The following is an 18170-nucleotide window of genomic DNA, read 5'->3' on the forward strand; positions in this document are numbered from 1 at the left end:
TCAGGGGGTCATTATGGAACGCGGTGTTTCGAGAGAATACGCATGATTTTTGAAAGATCCAAATCGGTGGCCGGATTCTGCTTCCCTTGGACCCTAGCGGGATCGAACCGCTGACCTCCTGCTTGCAAAGCAGGCGCTCTCCCAGCTGAGCTAAGGGCCCGACTCCGGTTTTGCCAGCCAATAGGCGCTCCGTCTTAGAAAGCTCGACCTACCCCTCATCGTGAGATGAGGAATAGAAAGGAGGTGATCCAGCCGCACGTTCCCGTACGGCTACCTTGTTACGACTTCACCCCAATCACCAATCACAATTTCATGGCAGCCAGGCTGCCACTTCTGTTGCAATGGGCTTTCGTGGTGTGACGGGCGGTGTGTACAAGGCCCGGGAACGTATTCACCGCGGCCGTGCTGATCCGCGATTACTAGCGATTCCAACTTCACGAGGGCGAGTTGCAGCCCTCGATCTGAACTGAGACGTACTTTGGGGATTTGCTCCACCTTGCGGTCTTGCTTCCCTCTGTGTACGCCATTGTAGCACGTGTGTAGCCCTGGACATAAAGGCCATGATGACTTGACGTCATCCCCGCCTTCCTCCACGTTATCCGCGGCAGTCTCCCAAGAGTCCTCTCATTGCTGAGTAGCAACATGGGATAGGGGTTGCGCTCGTTGCGGGACTTAACCCAACATCTCACGACACGAGCTGACGACAGCCATGCAGCACCTCGGCTGGCTCCCTTGCGGGTCGCCCAGTGTTTCCACCGGACTACTACCAGTCGTTCGAGCCCAGGTAAGGTTCTTCGCGTAGCGTCGAATTAAACCACATGCTCCACCGCTTGTGCGGGCCCCCGTCAATTCCTTTGAGTTTTAACCTTGCGGCCGTACTCCCCAGGCGGCTGACTTAAAGCGTTAGCGGCGGCACGGGAGGGGTCGATACCTCCCACACCTAGTCAGCATCGTTTACAGCTAGGACTACCAGGGTATCTAATCCTGTTTGCTCCCCTAGCTTTCGAGCCTCAGCGTCAGTAAGGGCCCAGGCAGCTGCTTTCGCCATAGGTGTTCCTCCCGATATCTACGCATTTCACCGCTACACCGGGAATTCCACTGCCCCCTACCCCACTCTAGGCGCCCAGTATCCATCGACCTATCCCGGTTGAGCCGGGAGATTTCACGACGGACTTAAGCACCCGCCTACACTCGCTTTACGCCTAGTAATTCCGAATAACGCTCGCCACCTACGTCTTACCGCGGCTGCTGGCACGTAGTTAGCCGTGGCTTATTCGCCAGGTACCGTCAGACCCTTGCGGGCGTTCGTCCCTAGCAAAAGAGGTTTACATCCCGAAGGACTTCGTCCCTCACGCAGAGTTGCTGGATCAGGCTTTCGCCCATTGTCCAAAATTCCCCACTGCTGCCTCCCGTAGGAGTAAGGCCCGTGTCTCAGTGCCTTCGTGCCCGTTCGCCCTTTCAGGCCGGGTACCCGTCATAGCCTTGGTGGGCCGTTACCTCACCAACTAGCTGATGGGCCGCAAGCCCCTCCCCGAACGATCCTTGCGGATCTCTCATCCCCGGAGGATGCCCTCCAGGGATCATACGGCGTATTAGCACCGCTTTCGCGGCGTTATCCACCATTCAGGGGCAGGTTGCTTACGTGTTACTCACTCGTCTGCCGCTAGGTCTGCGATACGCTGCAAACCCCGCTCGACTTGCATGTGTTATGCACTCTGCCAGCGTTAATTCTGAGCCAGGATCAAACTCTCCATTAAATGTTTGGACGTTTTCCCTTCCCTAAGGAGGAAGGTACTTCCGTTTTGCACCCAAATGGAGCGAATTGACTTTTAAGCTCTTCCTTGTTTCCGCCGCTTCCGCGCCCCAACGTCAGGACGCTTCCGCAGCAGAACACACCAATTTTACCTTAGCGCTCTCGCCCCGCTTCGCATCCTTGCGGATGCTGATGGAGGACGGAACGCCTATTCGCTGTCAAACCCGATTTTTCAAAGAGCGAAATTTGCCCTAAGCGGTCATCCCGACTTCGGAAGCCGCTAGCGGCAAATTGCTTTGCCGTCCGCTTGACTTCACAAGCTGACTGGGACATTATAGCACGAAACCGCCACTCGGTGTCAAGGATTATTTTCTCCGTCTGAGAACGGCGTTTTTTTCGCTTGACAGATTGGGCGCACGGCGCGCAAAGGCGCAGGACCGGGGGTCGCGCGGGGCGGCCCCCAGGCATGACTTTTTTACATATATATGTTATAATGGTCGCATGGAGAGGCTGGCCGGAGCTCTGCTGGAATCGGTCCATTTCCGCTCCGCGAAGCCGCGCATCGCGGTGCTGTTGGGTCCGCGCGGGGTGGGCAAGACGTTCCTTGCCGTGGAGCAACAAAGGCGGCGGGGAAGCCAGGGTTCCTCGGCTTTCTGGGATGATTGGGATTTCAGAAAGAAGGCCATTTCATCTCCATATTCTTTCCTGGATCAGCAGCAGACCCTTCTTTTTAAGAAAGTGCTTGCATTGATTGATGAATTCTCAAAAGCGCCCAGATGTTGGGATCATATTACCGATCTTTACAATGCGCAGAGCGAAAAGGTCGATTTTATCGCCACTTCAAGCTATTTATCTAATTTATCATTACAAAATAAGCGTTTTATAAAATCAAAATGCAGCAGATACCGTATCCACCCCATATCTATTTCAGAATTGCTTAAAGTAGGATTCCTGCCAGCGAAGGATAAGTGCAATAAGGTAATAAATTCAATCATTTTTTCTCCTCCAGACCCAGGAAGAAGGGGCGCCAATCTGCTTGAACTGCTCTTGAGATTCGGAGGTTTTCCAGAGCCGTTCCTTGGCCAGAGCGAGAAAAAGCACGAAATATGGCTCAAGATGCGGCGCGATGTATTGATCCGGGAAGACTTGCGCGAGATGACCCGGATCCAGCAGCTTCCCGGGGTGGAGTCCTTGATGGACATGGTCGTTCCGGGTTCCCTCCTTTCCTTTAATTCCTTTAAGTTGAATCTTGGCGTGAATGGGGCGACGGTCCGGCTATGGCTGGGGCATCTGGAGCGTCTCCATTATTGTTTCCGCATCGAGCCGTACGCGGGAAGGCTGCCGCGGACCTTGCGGCATGCGAGCAAGCTCTATCTTTGGGATTGGTCAGGGGTGGCTGATCCGCCTTTGCGGTTCGAGAATCTGGTGGCGTGCGCGCTGCTGCGATGGTGTCATTTCGCCCAGGATTGGGGCGGGGAGGAGCTGGAGCTGCGCTTTGTCCGCGACAAGGAGCGGCGGTCCGTGCCGTTCCTTTTGACTTTGGATGGGAAGCCTCGATTGCTGGTGGCGACGGCGGCCGGCGAGGCGGGAGCCGTAGGGCATCTTAAATATTTCAGCGAGCGGCTCAAAGTGCCGGGGGTGTTGGTCGCGGCGGGAAGGAAGGCGGTGGGGGAGGAGGCTGGAGTGAAGGCGCTACCGGCGGCGGCTTTCTTGGCGGGAATCCCGTGAGGCGCGCCCGGCGGCCGCGGCCTGGATGGCTGCGCGCGCCAGGGCCCGCCGCAGCAGCTCCCTGCGGGGATGCGGCGGCCGGGCCGCTTCCATCAGCTCGAGCAAAGCGAAGGCGACTGCCAGCGGGGATATCCGGACCCGCTGATTGACCCGCGCGTAGAGCCCGCAGGCCAGCTCGAAGTCCCGGTCGCCGCGGAAGAAGAAGCAGTCGCGGCCCTCCCGCTCGGCTGCGCAGACCCGCACGAGCACGGCGAAGTACTCCGCGACCTTCGCGTCCCGGAACCTCCAGGCGGCGACTTCGTCGGGGTTGTCCTCGTTCTTGACCGGACCGTAGCATTGCCCCCGGTCGGGGAAGCGGTCCACGAGGATCTTCCCGTCCCGCCGGGCGAGCTGGTAGATGGGGTTGTCCGCGTATATGACCAAGGTCGAGTACAGCCAGTAGCCCCTCTCGCCGAAGTCCCTCTTCGCCGCGGCCTCCAGGTTGACGCGGATGTCGGCCAAGGTCGTCCAAGGCGTGAACAGGATGAACCCGAACTCCACCAGCTCGCCGCCGCCCTTGAACGGCCGAAAGACGCCGGGATAGGAGCGCTCCCACTTCCTGGTCAGGGCCAGGAGCCTGTCCACCTGGGCCACGGTGATATCCTTGTTGAAGCGCGTATTCTCCCGCACCGAGAAGTTCTCTATGCCCATGCTGAGGATGCGCACCTCGTGCCCCGCCCGGGCCAGCCCGGGCAGGACGCGCTCGATGCGGCGGCGGGCGCGGAGCACGTGGTCGATCCGCGGATTGAACAGGAACACCGCCGGCGGCATCTTCAGGCGCAGCACGATCTTGAAGACCTCGTCGAACCTCTCGAAGGCGCGGATGTCGTAGAACTCGTAGCTGCCTTTGTCCCGGCCCCCCCGGCCGCTCTTAAGGACGCCGCGGAACTGCTTCTCCACCAACTCCAGCAGGTCGGCACGGGGCGAGGTCAGCGACTCCCGCCGGCTGCCGCAGAAGGAGCAGCCGCGCGGCTCTTGCGCGGCAGATGCCGCCGCGGGCAGCACGCCCCGGAACCGGGGATTGGCGCGCACCAGGCGGCGGTTGGCGCAGAGCACCCCGCTCACGATGGGGACATGGGCCTGCGAGGCGCAGGCGGCCGCATCGGCCATCACCGCGGCATAATCGGGCGCCACGGCCTCGATGAGGTACCGGCGGACCAGGGCCGGAGAGGTCAACCCCAGCCAATCGAGGAACCAGCCGCATTTCGCGAAATAGCGCCGGTCGTCTGGCCGGCTCGCCATCACGAAGGCAGGCGGCTCCGGCACGAGACTGCCGGGGCCGGGGAGCTCCATGACCGCGAACTTGGGCCGGGGACTCGCGGCCTTGAGGCAGCCGAGAGCCGCCCCCGCCAGAGGCTCGCTGCTGACGATGTGGGTAGGCCGGAAACGGCGGATGTGCGCGGCCAGAGCCCGACGGTCGGCCGCGGAGAGGTCCAGGCCCGGCCCCTGGGCGCCGGGCTCGCGATGCGCCCCCTCGACGTCCTTGCCGAAACACAGCCAGCGCGCCGGGACGCCGGATCGCCGTGCGAATCCCTTTAAGAACGGGAACAGCAGGCTCCTGTCGTTGCGCTGCAGAGCGCGCGGGAAGAACTCCAGGAGCATCAGGCGCGGCATCGTGTCTCCGCGGCCTGGATGGCGGCGCGCGCCAGGGCCCGCCGCAGCAGCTCCCTGCGGGGATGCGGCGGCCGGGCCGATTCCATCAGCTCGAGCAAAGCGAAGGCGACCGCCAGCGGGGATATCCGGACCCGCTGATCGACCTGCGCGTAGAGGCCGCGGGCCAGCTTATAGTCCCGGTCGCCGCGGAAGAAGACGCAGCCGCCGCCCTCCCGGTCGGCCGCGCAGATCCGCACGAGCACCGAGAAATACTCCGCGACCTTCGCATCCTTGAACCTCCAGGGAGAGACTCTGCCGGGGTCATCCTCGTTCTTGACCAGGCCGTAGCGCTGTCCCCGGTCGGGGAAGCGGTCCACGAGGACCTTCCCATCCCGGGCCAGGAAGAACATGGGGCTGTACCGGTAGATGATCAGCGTCGAATACAGCCAGTAGCCCCTCTCGCCGAAGCTCCTCTTAGTCGCGGCCTCCAGGTTGACGCGGATGTCGGCCAAGGTCGTCCAAGGCGTGAACAGGATGAACCCGAACTCCACCAGCTCGCCGCCGCCCTTGAACGGCCGGAACACGCCGGGATAGGAGCCCTCCCACTTCCTGGTCAGGGCCAGGAGCCTGTCCACCTGGGCCGCGATGATGTCCTTGTTGAAGCGCGCGTTCTCCGACTCGGAGAAGTTCTCCACGCCCATGCTGAGGATGCGCACCTCGTGCCCCGCCCGCGCCAGCGCGGGCAGGGCGCGCTCGATGCGGCGGCGGGCGCGGAGCACGTGGTCGATCCGCGGATTGAACAAGAACACCGCCGGCGGGAGCCGCAGGCGCAGCACGATGTCGAAGACCTCGTCGAACCTCTCGAAGGCGCGGATGTCGTAGAACTCGTAGACGCCTTTGTCCCGGCCGCCTCGGCCGGAGGTCTTCAGGATGCCGCGCAGCTGCTTCTCCACCAACTCCAGCAGGTCGGCGCGGGGCGAGGTCAGCGACTCCCGCTGGCTGTCGCAGAAAGCGCAGCCGCGAGGCTCCTGCGCGGGGGATGCCGCCGCCCGCAGCACGCCCCGGAACCAAGGATTGGCGCGCACCAGGCGCCGGTTCGCGCAGAGCACCCCGCTCACGATCGAGATGTGGGCCCGCGAAGCCCGGGCGGTCGCGTTGGCCATCACCGCGGCATAATCGGGCGCCACGGCCTCGATGAGGTAGCCGCGCTCCAGGTCCGGAGCGGCCAGCCCCAGCCAATCGAGGAACCAGCCGCATCTCGCGAAATAGCGCGGGTCGTCGGGGCTGCTCGCCATGACCTGGGAAGACGGCTCCCCCTCGGGACTGCGGCCCCTGCGGACGCCTCCGCGGGGACCCGGGATGATGCTGTCCGTGTGAGGGGAACCCGGGATCCTCCTGCGGGAGCCCGCCACGCCCATGACCGCGAACGCGGGCCGCGGACTGGCGGCCTGGAGGCAGCCGAGAGCCGCCCCCGCCAGAGGCTCGCTGCTAAGGATGTGGGTGGGCCGGAAACGGCCGATGCGGGCGGCCAGAGCCTTGAGATCGGCCGCGGAGAGCTCCAGGCCCGCCCCTTCGGCGTCTTTGCCGAAACAAAGCCATTGCGCCGGGACGTTGAACCGCCGGGCCAGTCCCTGCAGGAACGGGAACAGCAGGCTTCTCTCGTTGCGCTGCAGAGCGCTCGGGAAGAACTCCAACAGCATCAGGCGCGGCATCGTCTCTCCGTTGCCTCCGGACCCGGCGAGAGCCATCATACCATAGCCCCGGTGGGTTTGATATATTATGAGCTTGGACCCGGCTCGCCGATGCGCGTGACCCCCCGCCTGCTTTTTCTGGAGTTCCTCTGCCGCTACGAAGAGCGGTGCGAGACCTCCATGACCTACCCCTTCTTGAAGGGGCTGGCGCGGGACCTCGGCGTGCCGGCGCGCTGGCTGTACTTCGTGGTCACGCCGAACATCTGCTGGGAGAAGCCCGCCGGCCGGGTGCTGCGCGCCGACCTCCCCGGGCCCGAGCTCGCCTTGCTGCGCGGCCAAGTCGAGGAATTCCGGCCCACCCATATCGTGGTCAACGAGATCCCCGCCCCTGGGCTGCGCCGGGCGCTGCGCGCCGCCCGCGGCGCCAAGCTGCTGGTCCTGCCTTCCGAATGGGACACCGAGGCCTTCCACTGGGGGGAGCAGGACGACCCGGGGATGGGCCCGTACCTCTCCCTCGTCGGCCGCGCCCGGCGCAACGAGCTCCAGCGGCCGGGCTGGTTCCTCGATTGGCTGGGCGCGGGCGGCCACCCGCGGGCGCAAGCGCACCTCTTCGACGCCGCCGAGCCGGACTACGAGGCCACCGCAGGCGGCGCGGCCGGGGCCGGCGACACCGATTTCCCGCTGATCCTCGTGGGCGGCCGGAGCTGCAAGGGCCGCCCCAGCGTCGCCGGCAACCCGCGCTTCCGGGGCCTGGATGCCGCCCGCCTCGCGCGGGGCTGCAGCTTCTGCGGCGGCTCGATCGAGGAGAACCCCCGCGACGGCCACCGGCGGGACTCGCTGGCCCTGGCGGAGCTGCAGCTGCGCCGGCACGAGGCGACCGACCCCGGCCGCCGGCGCAGCCGCGCCACCTTCATCGTGCACGACCTCGGGCTGTTCTTCAAGATGGACGAGTTCTTCGCCATGGTCCGCCGCAACGGGTTCCGGCCGGGGCTGTTCATCTTCTGCCCCCGGATCGACGACGTGCTGGGCGCCCGCGAGCGCATCGAGGCGGTCCTTCCGGTGGCGGCGGCCGGCGGACACCGGCTGCGTCTCGAGATCATGGGCATCGAGAACTTCTCCCCCGAGGTGATGGAGCTCTACAACAAGAAGGTCACCGTGGCCCAGGTCGACGAGCTGATCGCCCTCATGGACCGCTGGAACAAGGGATGGCCGGGCGTGTTCTCCCTCTTCAAGGGCGGGAAGAACTGGCTGATGCTCCTGTTCACCCCCTGGACCACTCTGGCCGAGCTGCGCGTGAACTTCACCGAGGCCGCCCGGCGGGGCTTCGCGGGAGAGCAGCTCTGGATCTGCTCAAGCCTGCTCCTGCGCAAGGGCACGGCGCTGGAGGCGCTGGCCAAGCGCGAGGGCGGCATCATCGTGCCCGAGTTCGAGGACCGCGGCCTCCTGTTCTTCCCGGCTTTGGGCATCCGGATGCTCTGGGGGTCCACCCCCTGGCGGTTCAAGGACCCAAAAGTGGCCGACTTCTTCCGCGTCCTGGTGCGCGTCTTCGCGGCCGTGGAGCACGGCGACGCCCGCCCGCTGTTCCGCGGCGACCCCGAGTTCGACCTGCTCCACCGGATCTATTGCGACGCGCCGGAGGGCGCGCCGCCGCCCCAGCGGCGCCCCCCCTGGTCCCTGCTGGACGTCGCGCTGGAGATGATCCGGCTCCTCGAAGCCTCCCCCGCGCCGCCCTCGCGGGAGGAGCTGCTGCGCACGGCCGTCGCCCGGGTCAAGGAGAAGTCCCCCCCGCCGCCGCCCCCGGAGGCGGCCGGCCAGGGTCCCGGCGGAGCCGGCCTGTCCGGCCCGGAGGCCGTGGGCGCTTTGGGCCGGCTGGAACGGACGGCCATCGACGACGTCAGCCGCCTGCTCAAGACCCGCGGGGCTCCGCAGCTGGGCCGGCTCGCCATCACCGCCGCGGGGAGCCTGCCCGGCTCGGGGCTGCGCCTGTCCTTGCTCATGGACGGGCGGGAGATGGTCATCAGCCTGCTGGGGCGCAGGAGCCCGGAGTCCGCGTTCTTCACGTCGCGGCTCTTCAAGGTCATCTATTGGAGCGAGACCCCGCCGCGGACGCCGGAGCAGACGCGGCGGCTGCGCCTGCTGGTCGCCTTGATCGAAGGCCGCCTGCAGGCGCTGCGCGCGCGCGCGCCGCGGACCCGCCAGCCCCGGAGCCGGCGGGCTGCTTAGACCCTCGGGATTGCAATAGCTTACCTATAGTCTAAGCCGAGTCATGCTTTAGATTCCTACAAGGGAGAGCGCGTTCAGGGCAGGGATGAGAGCCAGCGGCTGGCCGTCGCGATGAGGATCCTGTGGTTCCCGTTCTGGTGGTATTTGAAGACGCCGTCGCGGTCGACCAACTGCACCGCGGGAACACCGAGCATCCGCTGGAACTTCATCAGGCTCGGCGCCGGAGCGTCGTCCGATGATTTGACTTCGACCAGCAGCAGCGGCCTGTTGCCCTCGGCGACCAGGAAATCGACCTCCTCCTTCTCCTTGTTGCGCAGGTAATTCAGGGAGAACCTGCCCAGGCCGAGCTCATTCCAGTTGCGGACCGCGCGGAAAAGCTCGAGCGCCGCCATGTTCTCGACCCTGGCGGCCCGGTCGCCGATCTCCGGATAGTCGTAGAGGTATATCTTCTTCTCTTTGAGTATGGCCCTGGATATCTTGCGGGTCCACGGCGAGATCCTGAAGGTGAGGAAGAAGGAATCGAAAAGCGAGAGCCAGCGGTTGACGGTGTCGAAATTGGTCCGCAAGTCGCCGGCGAGGTTGTTGACGGAGACCGGACTCCCCACCCGGGACGGCAGGAGGGAGAACAGGGCTTCGACCGCATCCATCTTCTTGAGGCCGCTGAGGTCGCGGATATCTTCGCGTATGAGCTGTTTCAGATAATTGGCGGACCAGCGCGTCCAGAACGCGCTTTCCCCCTTGAGGTAGGGCTCGGGAAACCCGCTGGCGTTGAAAAGCGTGCGCCACAGACCGGCCGTGACGGTCTTGTCGTTGAGATCGAATTCTGAAAGCGGATCGCGAGTGAATTCCTTGAATGCCCGCCGCTGCCCGCTGAGCTCGGCGATGGTCAGGGGAAACATGTGCAGATGGAAATATCTGCCGGCGAGAGAATCGCCTCCCTTCTGATAGACGTCCAGCCTCCCGCTTCCGGAGACCAGGAACTTGTAGGCGCCGGAGAACTCGTCATAGACGCCCTTGAGATAGTTCTTCCAGCCGGAGTATTTGTGTATCTCGTCCAATATGACGAGCGGCTGCGAGGCGTCTTTCCTGTTGATCTCCGTGAAGAAGGCGGGCTTCTCATGGATCAGGCGCTTATGGGAGAGGTAGTCCCAATTGAAGTAGAAGTTGTTGGGAAACGAGTCGGCGATCTGGCGGGCGAAGGTCGTCTTGCCTGTCTGCCGAGGGCCGGAAAGGAAGATCATCTGCTTGTCGCGGGACAGGGCATCCCATATGCCGCGATAAAGGCCGCGCTTCAGCATATGACTAATTTATAATAGCAACTTGAAAAAGTCAAGACGTTTTAGAGATGGACCATGAAAAAGTCAGCCCAGACACTCTGCGTCAGAGTGAGCCGCTGGAGCGGGCCCCGCGGGAGATGCGCCAGATCGTGCTGCCCTCCTCCGGGTCGCTGTAGACCCGCCGGACGTAGGGCGTTGACGCGGCCCAGTCCGGCAGACGCAGGAGCGCGGCGAGGCGCGCCGGGGGCAAAGCGCTCCACCGCCCGGTCTGCCGGTCCAGGTGGAGATAATCGACGCCGCGCCGCTGGCAGTCGGCCAGCCAGGAATCCCGGTCCTCCGCGGCCGGCAGCGGCTCGGCGCGGCGGCCGGTCAGCAGGGTCAGCGCGGGGCTGAACATGCTCTGGAAGCGCGCCTGGGGCGGGGTCTCCCGGCGTATCCAGGCCATGGTCCGCGGCCAGAGCTCGGGGGGCTGCTGCCGCCGCTCCCGCGCGTAGACCAGGTCCTCCCGCGCCCCGAGCATGAGCAAGCCCGCGGCCAGGACGAGCCCCGCCGCCCGCCCCGCGCTGAGCATGAAGAGACATGCCAGAGGCAGCAGCGGCAGGAGATATCTGGAGTCGACCGAGCCCCAGGCCGCGTGCAGGGCCAGGACCGCGGCGGAGTACACGGCCGCGGCCTGGGCCCAAGCCCCGGCCTCCCGCCGCCAGAGCCGGACGGCGCCCGCCGCGGCCAGTCCCAGGACGGCGGCGCCGGCCGGGACCAGGACGCCCGGCCCGCCGCGCAGCCCGGCCAGGCCGTGGCCGAAGAGCGTTCCCGTCAGCCGCGCCAGATGGCGCGCCAGTCCGGCCGGCTCGCGCAGCGGCGCGCTGCGCCAGAGCCAGCAGGAGGCGTAGCCCGTGACCGTGCCCGCGACCAGCAGGTTGCGCGCCGCCCAGAGGCACGAAGGCAGCAGAGCCGTCGCGACGAAGCCCAGCGCCGGCCTCCAGCCCTGACGCCGCCACAGGGCCAGGCCCGCGGCCGCGGCGAGCAGCGCCCCGTGCGGCCGCAGGAGCGCGGCCCCGGCGGCCAGCAAAGCCGCCGGCCAGAGCCTGCCCAGGGCCAGGCACTCAAGGACCGCCAGGGAAGCCGCGAGGAAGGCGACGTCCGGCCGCACCAGGCCGGCGTTGCGCAGGAAGACCGGGTTGAGGGCGACCAAGAGGGCGGCGGCCAAAGCGGCTTCCTCAGCCAGGACCCGCCGGGCCAGGCGCCAGGTCAGCCAGACCGCGGCCCAGCCCGCCGCCAGGCACAGCCAGCGCAGCAGGCCCCAGCGCGGATCCACGAGCCGGACGGGGAGGGCGAGCAGGAGGGCGAAGCCGGGCAGCGGCTCGGTAGCCGGCGCGCCGTCCGGAAGAGCGAAGGCGCCGCTGGCGAGCGAGCGGGCCAGCAGGATGTTCAGGGCGTCGTCGTTGTACAGCCCCACCGGGGCGTGCCAGGCCATCCAGACCTGGAAACCGCCCGCCGCCAGCAGCAGGCAGAGCAGGGCGCGCCGCATCCCGCATAACTTAGCATTTCAGTATCCCGCAACGAGCGGGCCGGAAGGGGACAAGGGATTCAAGGCGGCAGAGAGGCGCCGATCTGCGCCCGCAGCTGCTTGATCTCGGGCCGGGACGGATCGAGCTTCTCGGCGGCGGTCAGGGCGGCCAGGGCGTCGGCGTGCCGGCCCAGGCGCAAGAAGGCCGCGGCGGACTCGGTGAGCACCTGAGGGTCGTTGCCCGCGAGATCCAGGGCCAGGGTGATGAAACTGGTGTCGATCGGCCGATGGCCGGCCCCCTGCTCGCGCCGGACCCAGTCGGCGCCGTCGACGGCCAGCGCGCGCGCCGTCTCGCGGCCGAGCTTGGCGTCGAGCGCCGCGCAGTCGGCCAGATCCTGCCTGCCTTTCATGAACTGCGCGCCGGCCGCGCCGGCCAGCGCGCCCTGTTCGACGGGGGCCTTCTGGCCGCGCCAGAGGCGCAGCTGCGCCAGGCCGCGCTGGCAGAGCTGGTCGGCCGCTGAGGCCGCGGGCGCGGCCGGCACAGCCATGCTCGCGGGGGCGACGAGGGGAAAAGCCGGAAGCTCGGCACGGGGGGCGGCGTCCACAGGCCGGTGCCCCCGGCGTATGCTCATGAGGATGCCGGCGGTGAGCAGGCATGCCGTCACTTCGACGATCAAGGCGGGCTTGCGCCTGAGGAACGTAGGCTGGGGCCTGAGCGCCTCGACGCACGCCGCCTCGACCTCGAGCCGGGGGTAGCCCTGCCGGTTGACGAGGTCGTCCTTGACGGCCTGCAAGCCGTGGATGGGGATGTGCTTGCGCAGGTAAGCGACCATCTTCTCTCTTGTCATCGGTTTTGCGCCGGGCCCCGCAGGACCTATAGTAGTAAAATGCGGCCCCGGAGCCGGCGGGCTTCCGGTGCCGTCATGATGTCGATAGCTCCACAGCCCCAAAAAGACTCATCGGTCGTCCATCCAATCTGGCAGGTCGATTTTTGACTCGGGGACACGCAGGTAGTCCCGTTCGACGGCATGCAGATTCTTGATGACCTTCGGCACATCTTCGATCCGGGCATCGATGGAAAACCGGTCAACAGCCTCCTCGAAGCGCTTGATGAGCCGCCGGTGGTCCACCAGCCCGCGGCTGACCATCTCGCGGATGTCGGCGACATCGCTCATGTTGAAGCGCTTGAGCTTGCTGACCACCACGTCCACGATGTCGAGCGCCTGCACGGAGAAATGCTTTAGGCCATGGAGCGTCCCGACCTCATGGAAGAGGGCGCGCTGAGGCATGAATGGCAGGGAATGGGTGACGACATCCAGGTACATCCCGAACCGTTTGTGGAAATCCGTGTTCTTCCCGGCCAAGGCCAGCAGCCGTTCTTTGACCAACGGCGTGATGGCCTGAGTCTCAAGCACATCGCCGTCCTTGGTCCCGCGCTCGTATTGTGCCTGCAGCATCAAGGCCGCGGAGCCGATCACACGCAGCGGTATCCTGCCGGGCGCTATCGGGGTCCAGCGGCGGTCGATCTCCGTCAGGAACCGTTCAATGAATGCCACGCGCTGCCCTCAATGCTTCCACGAAATCAGCCACATGTATCCGGCTGACGATCCCCCATCTCCGCGAGATGCTCGATGCGGCGGCGCGGACTTCCTCCAATGTCTTCTCGCTGGCAATGCCGCGGTCGATGATCTTGTCGGCTTTCCCCGCGCCGGGTCGGGAGGGCCCGGCCTTGGGCCATGCGTCCGACAAGAAATCGGACAGCAGGAAGCCCGCGGTCCCATACTTCCTGGCCCATTCGGCTGTAGGCTTGCCTGCCAACTCGGCCTTGAGCGCTGCAAGGGTGTTTTCGAGGACCCAACCCAGGCGAAGGCCCAGGCCGACTTGATCGAGATCGAACTTCAGCTTCGCGAGATTGAGTCCTTCGGCATGGTTGGCGAGGACCGGAGCCAGGGCGACGATCTGGCGAGGGGATTCGTAGGAGGCCAGCGTCTCCCGGATGACGTCCAGCGCGTCCTTCAGCCGCTCCGTAGGCAGAACATCATGGCTCTCCACAAGGTGGGCGGCGCCCAGACGGGCCAGGGCGTTCTGCAGCTCGCCTACGGTCTCTGTTTTCGCGGGCACGAACTGATCCAGAGAGACGTTGAAGGTCTTAAGGATGGTCAGCAGTTGCTCGGCGGTCAAAGAGCCCTTCCCGTGTTCTATCTCGGAGAGCCTGTTCTGAGACAAACCAAGCAGCTCGGCCAGTTGGGTCTGGGTCCAGCGACGGTCTTGCCGCAGCTGGCGCACTTTCTGGCCGATGGAGATGCGGAGCTTGGTCTGTGGCGCTATGGTCGTCATATCGGTTAACCGATAAAGTATCGGTATAGCGATAGTATAGCCCCCGGACGCCGGATTGGCAAGGGGCATTTTGACAGCTTACGCTGCGGATGTACTGGGTCGCGCAGATTGCAGTCGGGATAAGCTGGTCTCTGGGGAACTAGGCCAGCCAGACAGCATCTGCCGGCCGGAAACTTCGTGTCCGGCCGGTGGCGGGCGAGCAAAGCTCGCCCGCTCGCCCGGGCAATATTGGTAGAATTCCCCATAGATGATGAAATGCAAGCCCGGCAAGGCGGGGCTCGATTTCTTCAGGAAGCTCGTCGAGACCGGAGCCCGGCCGTGGCGCCTGGAGTCGCTCCGCTTCAGCGTCGAAGCCCTGGAATTCTCCTTGGTCAAGGACGCCAAGCGGCTGCGTCTGGAGGCCGTCCTGCCCCGCCCGCAAGAGCGGCGCTGCCTCTTCTCCAACCGCGGCCTGGGCCTGCGCTTCCACGGCGGCGACCGGGGCCTGCCGCCCGAGGACATCCGGGCCGCACAGGCCGTGTTCCAAGCGCTGGCCGGCGCATCCTTCCCGGAGCTGCTGCGCCGGCTCATGCGGGACGCGCTCCTTTATTCGGACTGCAGCGGGACGCAGCCGGAGTCGCGGCTGGAGCGCTACTACCGCATCGCCGACCACACTCCCGACTGGTGGAAGTTCTTCTACCGCAAGAACAATTTCCTCGACCAGGAGATGCGCCTGGGCGCGAGATGCGTGAAGGTCAACCACGGCAGCTGGGAATGCCGCTTCAACAGCGTGGACCACCGCCTGGCGGCGCTGCGCTTCTTCGCGGACGACTGCGGCGCAGACCGCGGGGGCGGCATCAAGGAGATCCACACGGGCTTGGGCGAAAAGGAGGTCTTGGGCGGCAAGACGCTCGAGGCCCTGCGCGCGGCCCTGCGCGAGGCGGCGCAGAAGCATCACCCCGAGAGCATCCACCTCAATTCCACCTGCCTGCCCGAACTGCTGGGCGAAGACCCGCGGCCGCTCATCGCGGCCGTCGAGAAGGAGTTCAAGATCCCGGTCTTCTGGACCGCGAAGACCCGGGACGCGGGAGAGTCCATCCAGACCATGCTCCGGCTGATGCTCGGCAGGATCAAGTTCTCCGCCAGGCGCGACCCCAAAGCGGTGATCCTCGCGGGCGCGGTCTCCCCGGAGGCCCAGCATGAGGCGGAGCGGCTCGTGGCCGGGCTCGGCCTGCGGTCCGTCGGCTTCCTCTACCCGAAGCTCGACCTGCGCAGCATGCCGCAAGCCGGTTCGGCCAGCGCTTTGATCTGGGTCAATCCCGCCGGCTGGGAGAGGCTGGGCGACGAGCATTTCATCGCCAAGGGACTCGCCATCGTCCGGTCCCACCCGCCCTTCGGCCTCGAGGGGACCCGGGCCTGGCTGGAGCGCATCCGCTCCGTGCTCGGACTCCGGAAGGCCCGCCCGCTGGGCTTCTCCGCGGACCAGAGAGCCGCCCTAGCCTCCCTGCGCCGCGGCTGCCGCGGACGGAAGGTGGCGCTCATCGGGGACCGCGCCGATCTTTCGGCGCTGGCCTCCCGCACGCCGCTGGGCTTCTCGATCGGGAGGCTGCTCTGCGAGATGGGGTTCAGCGTGAAGTGCCTGGTCTACTCCCCGGGGCCGGCGGACGACGCGCTGCGGCCGGCCGAGCCCGCCGGTCCGGGCGACATCGAGTTCCGCCCCTTCCGCGCGCGCGCCGAGCTCGACGGCCTGCTGCGCGACGGGATCGACTTGGCGTTCACGCATTTCAACCATGACCCCCGCCTGGCCGCCCTCGGGATCGCCGGGTTCTGCGAGACCGCTTTCGACATCGGGGTCTCGGGCTTCCAGCAGAGCGCCGAACGCCTGCTGCATCTCTGCCGGACGCGCCCTTTCCCGGGCCAGCGCGCCTACCTGGGTCTTCGGCCGTGAGCATGGAGCGCCGCCCCGAAGCCGCCCGGCTCCCCTTCCTCAACGGGGTCTACATCGCCGTCGACGCGGTGGACGGGGCCTTCCTCATCGTGGACGGGCCCTATTGCGTCTTCACCAAGGCCGAGATGCAGTACGGGCACGACATCCACTGCCGGCTCATCCCCCCTCTGGGACGCTCCCGCGTCGTGCATACGGCGGTCAAGACCGGGATGGAGGAGGTGACCAGCCTCTCCCTCGACCGCCGCGCGAGCGTGGCGAAGCTCTTCGCCGAGGTCTGCGGGTACGCCGAGGCCAAGGTCGTGTTCACGACCACGTTCGATTTCCACCAGCTGCTGAACTTCCCCCTGCCGGAGATCGCGCGCGAGTACGCCGCCAAGTCCGGCAAGCCGGTCTGCCATATCCCTTCCGCGTCTTTGACCGGCGACTGGCTGGATGGCTATGCCCGCGCCTGCGAGGCCTTGGCGAAACAGCTCCCCCTGTCCCGCGGCAAGGCCGAGAAAAACAATGTCGCCATCGTGGGCTATCTCTGCGACCGCCGGGAGCCGGACCACGCCGGGAACCTCCGCGAGCTTAAGCGCCTGCTCAAGGCCCTGGGTCTGAAGCTGGGCTCGGTCTGGCTGGAGGGCAAGGGACTGCCTCAGCTTAAGGCCGTGGAGCGCGCCTCCGTCATCCTATCCTTCCCCTACGCGCGGGAAGCCGCCCGCGTGCTGGGCGCGCGCCTGGGCGCGCGGGTCATAGAAGCCGAGCTGCCGCTGGGCTTGACCGGCACGGAACGGTTCCTGACCACGTTGGGCGCCGCGTTGAAACGCCGGGAGGCGGCCAGCCGCTTCATCCGCCGCGAGCTCGCCGCGGCCATCCGGGACACGCAGACCCATGTGTGGCGGGTGATCCGCGGCCGCTCGGCCTGTCTGCAGCCGCTGCAGGACCCCCACTTGCGCGGCGCCGTGGCCGGGCTCTGCGCGGACCTGGGGGTCGCCGTGGTCGATTCATTGGAGGCTCCCGGCGCGCAGACGTCCGGGGCCCAGGCGCCGCTGCTCATCGGCTCGCTGCTCGAACAGCACCCGCGCGCGGCCTTCGTCCCCATCCATTTCGGATTCCCCAACTTCATCGACCATCCGGTCCTGGAAAAGCCCTTCCTGGGTTTCGCCGGGTTCCGCCATTGGGTGGACCGCATCTCCGCGGCGGCGCTGCAATGCGAGGCCGCGCCGCAGGCGCCGGCGGGCCTGCCGGGACAAGGAGACCGCGGATGAAGACCGGGCGCCGTCCGCGCAAGATGACCATCATCCTCTACGGCAAGGGGGGCATCGGGAAGACCACGGTCTCCTCGCATCTGGCCGCGCACTACGCCAAGGGCGGCAAGAAGGTCCTGCTGCTCGGCTGCGACCCCAAGGCGGACACCTCCACGCGCTTCCTGTCCGGCCGCAGGCCGCCGACCATCGTCGACATGGTGGGCGGCAAGATCGAGAAGAAGTTCGAGGACCTGCTCACCCGGACCGCGGCGGGGGTCGACGTCATGGAGACCGGGGGACCCGAGCCCGGCGTGGGCTGCGGCGGCCGGGGCGTGGCGACCCTGTGCCAATTCCTCGAGGCGCATACCCTGGAGCTGAGCGGCTACGACGTCATCATCTTCGACGTCCTGGGGGACCTGGTCTGCGGCGGCTTCGTCGCGCCCCTGAGGTTCGGCTCGGGCAACTGCCTGTTCATCGTCTCGTCGGAGGAAGCCGCGTCCCTGTTCGCCGCCAACAACATCGCCCGCATGGCGGCGCGGCCGTTCGGCCCTCCCGTGGGAGTCGGAGGCATCATCCTGAACCTGCGCGACAACAAGGCGCCGCAGCGCCTGCTGCGGGAGTTCGCGGCGCGCCTGAACATCAAGATCACCGGGGTCATCGAGCGGGACCGGCTCATCATGGAAGCCGAGGAGAAGGGGCTGACGGTCATCGCCCATGCGCCGCGCTCCCGCGCCGCCGGCCAGTTCGCCGCCGTGGCCGCGGCCATCGAGCGGCGCGTGCGGGCGCCGGCGGACAAGCCGGCCACGCCCATGCGCAACGACGAGTTCTGGGCCTTCATCCGCGCGCGCCGGATGGCCTCCCTCTGA

At 66.3% G+C, this 18170-nt stretch carries 12 protein-coding genes, 1 tRNA gene and 1 rRNA gene; 5 read left to right on the top strand and 9 right to left on the bottom strand.

Annotated elements, in window-relative coordinates; translation table 11 throughout:
• Positions 1-87 precede the first annotated feature (87 nt).
• Positions 88-160: transfer RNA gene (locus NTY77_15770), tRNA-Ala, on the bottom strand.
• A 76-nt stretch (positions 161-236) separates the two neighbouring features.
• Positions 237-1757: ribosomal RNA gene (locus tag NTY77_15775) — 16S ribosomal RNA — on the bottom strand.
• Between the two features lie 497 nt (positions 1758-2254).
• Between NTY77_15775 and NTY77_15780 the strand changes: the two genes are divergently transcribed.
• Positions 2255-3481, top strand: coding sequence for an AAA family ATPase (locus tag NTY77_15780; protein MCX5796952.1), 1227 nt, complete (start codon positions 2255-2257; stop codon positions 3479-3481).
• Here the strand turns inward: NTY77_15780 and NTY77_15785 are convergent.
• Both NTY77_15785 and NTY77_15790 read right to left on the bottom strand, forming a co-directional pair.
• Complete coding sequence (locus NTY77_15785; protein MCX5796953.1) at positions 3446-5134, bottom strand: hypothetical protein; 1689 nt, start codon at positions 5132-5134, stop codon at positions 3446-3448. The two genes, NTY77_15780 and NTY77_15785, sit on opposite strands and share 36 nt — an antisense overlap.
• Positions 5122-6825, bottom strand: coding sequence for a hypothetical protein (locus NTY77_15790; GenBank protein MCX5796954.1), 1704 nt, complete (start codon positions 6823-6825; stop codon positions 5122-5124). Before NTY77_15790 ends, NTY77_15785 begins: the two co-directional genes overlap by 13 nt.
• 90 nt (positions 6826-6915) lie before the next feature.
• On the opposite strand from NTY77_15790, the gene NTY77_15795 reads away from it, so the two are divergent.
• Positions 6916-9027: a hypothetical protein gene (locus NTY77_15795; protein ID MCX5796955.1), complete on the top strand. Its 2112-nt coding sequence runs from the start codon at positions 6916-6918 to the stop codon at positions 9025-9027.
• Between the two features lie 74 nt (positions 9028-9101).
• Here the strand turns inward: NTY77_15795 and NTY77_15800 are convergent, their stop codons facing one another.
• The 5 genes from NTY77_15800 to NTY77_15820 form a co-directional block, all read right to left on the bottom strand.
• Positions 9102-10325: an ATP-binding protein gene (locus NTY77_15800; GenBank protein MCX5796956.1), complete on the bottom strand. Its 1224-nt coding sequence runs from the start codon at positions 10323-10325 to the stop codon at positions 9102-9104.
• A gap of 82 nt (positions 10326-10407) precedes the next feature.
• On the bottom strand, positions 10408-11832 hold the full coding sequence (locus NTY77_15805; GenBank protein MCX5796957.1) for a glycosyltransferase family 39 protein: 1425 nt from the start codon (positions 11830-11832) through the stop codon (positions 10408-10410).
• A gap of 59 nt (positions 11833-11891) precedes the next feature.
• Positions 11892-12659 (bottom strand): hypothetical protein, encoded by a 768-nt coding sequence (locus tag NTY77_15810; GenBank protein MCX5796958.1) that lies wholly within the window; start codon positions 12657-12659, stop codon positions 11892-11894.
• A 108-nt stretch (positions 12660-12767) separates the two neighbouring features.
• On the bottom strand, positions 12768-13367 hold the full coding sequence (locus NTY77_15815; GenBank protein ID MCX5796959.1) for a hypothetical protein: 600 nt from the start codon (positions 13365-13367) through the stop codon (positions 12768-12770).
• A complete protein-coding gene (locus NTY77_15820; protein MCX5796960.1) occupies positions 13354-14148 on the bottom strand; it encodes a helix-turn-helix transcriptional regulator in 795 nt (264 codons plus the stop codon). The genes NTY77_15815 and NTY77_15820 overlap by 14 nt, the downstream gene beginning before the upstream one ends.
• A gap of 247 nt (positions 14149-14395) precedes the next feature.
• On the opposite strand from NTY77_15820, the gene NTY77_15825 reads away from it, so the two are divergent.
• From NTY77_15825 to NTY77_15835, 3 genes are read left to right on the top strand one after another with little or no spacing between them, the layout of a single operon-like run.
• Positions 14396-16075: a hypothetical protein gene (locus NTY77_15825; protein ID MCX5796961.1), complete on the top strand. Its 1680-nt coding sequence runs from the start codon at positions 14396-14398 to the stop codon at positions 16073-16075.
• A gap of 2 nt (positions 16076-16077) precedes the next feature.
• The gene (locus NTY77_15830; protein MCX5796962.1) at positions 16078-17325 is read left to right on the top strand and encodes a hypothetical protein; all 1248 of its coding nucleotides are present in this window, start codon (positions 16078-16080) and stop codon (positions 17323-17325) included.
• Positions 17322-18170, top strand: a complete 849-nt coding sequence (locus NTY77_15835; protein ID MCX5796963.1) for an AAA family ATPase — start codon at positions 17322-17324, stop codon at positions 18168-18170. Before NTY77_15830 ends, NTY77_15835 begins: the two co-directional genes overlap by 4 nt.

The sequence above is a fragment of the Elusimicrobiota bacterium genome, from assembly GCA_026388095.1.
Taxonomy (GTDB): domain Bacteria; phylum Elusimicrobiota; class Elusimicrobia; order UBA1565; family UBA9628; genus UBA9628.

Bases quoted from the DNA above. Each gene is read 5' to 3' on its own strand.
- NTY77_15780 (MCX5796952.1), top strand. From the start codon at position 2,255: ATGGAGAGGCTGGCCGGAGCTCTGCTGGAATCGGTCCATTTCCGCTCC.
- NTY77_15785 (MCX5796953.1), bottom strand. From the start codon at position 5,134: ATGCCGCGCCTGATGCTCCTGGAGTTCTTCCCGCGCGCTCTGCAGCGC.
- NTY77_15790 (MCX5796954.1), bottom strand. From the start codon at position 6,825: ATGCCGCGCCTGATGCTGTTGGAGTTCTTCCCGAGCGCTCTGCAGCGC.
- NTY77_15795 (MCX5796955.1), top strand. From the start codon at position 6,916: ATGCGCGTGACCCCCCGCCTGCTTTTTCTGGAGTTCCTCTGCCGCTAC.
- NTY77_15800 (MCX5796956.1), bottom strand. From the start codon at position 10,325: ATGCTGAAGCGCGGCCTTTATCGCGGCATATGGGATGCCCTGTCCCGC.
- NTY77_15805 (MCX5796957.1), bottom strand. From the start codon at position 11,832: ATGCGGCGCGCCCTGCTCTGCCTGCTGCTGGCGGCGGGCGGTTTCCAG.
- NTY77_15810 (MCX5796958.1), bottom strand. From the start codon at position 12,659: ATGACAAGAGAGAAGATGGTCGCTTACCTGCGCAAGCACATCCCCATC.
- NTY77_15820 (MCX5796960.1), bottom strand. From the start codon at position 14,148: ATGACGACCATAGCGCCACAGACCAAGCTCCGCATCTCCATCGGCCAG.
- NTY77_15825 (MCX5796961.1), top strand. From the start codon at position 14,396: ATGATGAAATGCAAGCCCGGCAAGGCGGGGCTCGATTTCTTCAGGAAG.
- NTY77_15830 (MCX5796962.1), top strand. From the start codon at position 16,078: ATGGAGCGCCGCCCCGAAGCCGCCCGGCTCCCCTTCCTCAACGGGGTC.
- NTY77_15835 (MCX5796963.1), top strand. From the start codon at position 17,322: ATGAAGACCGGGCGCCGTCCGCGCAAGATGACCATCATCCTCTACGGC.